Here is a 3,089-nt window from a genome sequence, read left to right on the forward strand (position 1 = left end):
CGGGCGCGGCCATTTCGGCCGCGGCCAGCGCGTCCAGCCGGGCTGCCAGCGAGCCCAGCACGGGGTGCTGGTACAGCTCGTGCATGGTCAGCGCGGAAAAATGCGGGTGCTTGCGCAACGCCGACACCAGACGCGCGGCCAGCAGCGAATGGCCGCCCAGGTCGCGGAAGAAATCGCTGGCCAGCCGCAGCGGCTGCCCCGGGAACAGCGGACGCAAGGCGTCGAACAAGGCGAGTTCGCCCGGCGTGACAGGTTCATCGTCTTCGCCGCTGGGCTCGGACACGGCGTCCAGCTCGCGCGCCTTCAGCGCCTTGCGGTCGATCTTGCCGGAGGTCAAGCGGGGAACCTCGGCCACCAACTCGAAACGGGCCGGAATCATGTAGGCGGGCAAGTCAGCGCCCAGCGCGCCGCGCAAGGCATGCGGGTCCAGACGCGCCTCGCCCTCGGGCTTGAGGAAGGCAACCAATTGCTCGATACCCGCCAGATCGCGCAGCACCACGGCCGCTGCGCCCACGCCCGGCAGACGGTACAGGGCGGCCTCGATTTCTCCGAGTTCGACGCGAAAGCCGCGCACCTTGACCTGGTCGTCGCTGCGGCCCAGGCAGTGAATCTGGCCGTGCTCATCGATGCGCGCCAGGTCGCCGCTGCGGTACATGCGGGTGTCGTAATCGGCGCAAGGCCAGGGGTTGGCCAGGAATTTCTCGGCCGTCAGTTCGGGCCTGCCCAGATAACCGCCGGCCACGCCGGGACCGGTGATGCACAGCTCGCCCACCTGCCCCTGCGGCAGCACCGCGCCGTCCTCGCCGCGCACCAGCATGCCGTAGTTGGGCAACGGCACGCCTATGGTCACGGGCTGGCCGGGCAGCAGTTCCGCCAGGCTGGCGGACACCGTGGTCTCGGTGGGACCGTAGGTGTTGAACAGGCGCCGGCCGGGCGTGGCCCAACGCGGCACCAGGAAGTCCGGACAGACCTCGCCGCCCAGATTGACGATGCGCAGTCCAGGCACGTCGCGCGCGAACAGGGCAAGCAAGGTCGGCACCGCGTGCAGCACGGTGACGCCTTCACGCACCAGGGCGTCCGGCAAGCCTTCCGGGTCCGTGGTCAGCATCTTGGGCGCGACCCACAAGGACGCGCCGACGAGATAGCTGATCCAGATTTCTTCGAACGACATGTCGAAGGCCACCGAGAAGCCCTGGTAGACCTTGTCTTCATGGCGCACGCCCAGCACTTCGTTTTCGCTGCGCAGGAAATGGCAGATGCTGGCGTGGCTGATGGGCACGCCTTTGGGCTTGCCGGTGGAGCCCGAGGTGTAGATGACGTAGGCAGGATGTTCGGGCAGCAGCCCCTCCCGTCTGCGCAAGGCGCCGTCCACGGGTTCCGACAGCGCCCAGGTGGTCCAGGTGGTCAAGCCTTCCAGCCGGACCTCGGCGCCCGCGATCAGCCCATTGGCCGCCGCGTCCTGCAGGCAGACCTGCATGCGGTCCGACGGAGTGTCCGATTCAAACGGCAGCCAGGCCGCACCGGCCTTGGCGATGGCCGCCTGCATCACCAGCAGGTCTGCGCCGCGGGGCAGGCACAGGCCCACGATATCGCCGGGCCGCACGCCGGCCGCGATCAGATGATGCGCGGCCAGGTCGGCACGCTGGCCGAGCATGTCGTAAGTGAGAGTGTGATTCAGCCAATGAATGGCGGCGGCGGCGGGATGCCGGCGGATCGTGGCTTCCAGAATGTCGGGGAGCGTCTCTGCGAGCAGCAGGTCCGGCCGACAGGGGCCTTGGAGAATCATAGGAACGACAAGGATCCAGCAATGGGATTTTGCGTATTGACCCATGCCGCGAAATTTCGTTCAAGCAAGATTGAAAAAAAGATCCCGCGCCGCGCCCGGGTTGTGGCTTGCAGCCATCAGACGGGACGCCGCTACCCCAAAGAAAAACCCCGGTCCGCGCGACCTGCGCGCAAACCGGGGCTGACGCCGGACCCGTCAGGTCCGGCTGCGTTCCTGCAAAACACCTGCTCAGGCGGACTGGCGCAAGGCCCGCGCCGCCTCCACCATGCCGATCAGCGCGGCTTCGGTTTCAGGCCAGGCGCGCGTCTTCAGGCCGCAGTCAGGATTGACCCAAAGGCGTTCCTTGGGCAGGCGGGCCGCGGCCTTCTCCATCAGGCCGACCATCCAATCCACTTCGGGCACGTTCGGCGAATGGATGTCGTAGACGCCGGGGCCGATGTCGTTCGGATAGCGGAAGTCCTCGAAGGCCTTGAGCAGATCCATGTTGGAGCGCGACGTTTCGATCGTGATCACGTCCGCGTCCATGGCGGCGATGGATTCGATGATGTCGTTGAACTCCGAATAGCACATATGCGTGTGGATCTGGGTCTCGTCGCGCACGCCGGCGGTCGACAGGCGGAAGCAATCCACGGCCCAGTCCAGGTAGGCCTGCCAGTCGGCGCGGCGCAGCGGCAGGCCTTCGCGGATGGCAGGCTCGTCGATCTGGATGACGTTGATGCCGGCGGTTTCCAGGTCCACCACTTCGTCGCGCAGCGCCAGCGCCAGCTGGCGGCAGGTCTGCTCGCGCGGCTGGTCGTCGCGCACGAACGACCACTGCAGGATGGTGACCGGGCCGGTCAGCATCCCCTTGACCGGTTTTTCGGTCAGCGACTGCGCGTAGGAAGACCAACCCACCGTCATCGGCGCGGGGCGGGCGACATCGCCGAAGATGATCGGCGGCTTGACGCAACGCGAGCCGTAGCTCTGGACCCAGCCGTTCTTGGTGAAGGCAAAGCCGGCCAGCAGCTCGCCGAAGTATTCCACCATGTCGTTGCGCTCGGGCTCGCCGTGCACCAGCACGTCCAGGCCGACCTTCTCCTGGAAACGGATGACTTCCTCGATTTCCTTGCGGATGGCGGTCTCGTAGCCCGAGTCAGTCAGCGCGCCCGACTTCCAGTCGCGACGCAGGGCGCGGATCTCGGCGGTCTGCGGGAAGGAACCGATAGTCGTGGTGGGATAGGCGGGCAGGCCCAGTTGTTCCTGCTGGCGGGCAATGCGGCCGGCGAACGGCGCGCGGTCGCGCGACACACCGGCGGCGCCGGCC

General features: G+C 67.2%; 2 protein-coding genes. Both read right to left on the reverse strand.

What is annotated here, in order from left to right:
* A partial coding sequence (locus tag VIR09_RS04860) for a non-ribosomal peptide synthetase (RefSeq protein WP_332011851.1) occupies positions 1 to 1,786 on the reverse strand: 1,786 nt, incomplete at its 3' end.
* 228 nt (positions 1,787 to 2,014) lie between these two features.
* Positions 2,015 to 3,089: 5-methyltetrahydropteroyltriglutamate--homocysteine S-methyltransferase (gene metE, locus VIR09_RS04865; RefSeq protein WP_332011852.1), on the reverse strand; the 1,075-nt coding region annotated here is incomplete at its 5' end.

This window comes from Achromobacter sp., from assembly GCF_036567245.1.
Taxonomy (GTDB): domain Bacteria; phylum Pseudomonadota; class Gammaproteobacteria; order Burkholderiales; family Burkholderiaceae_B; genus Achromobacter.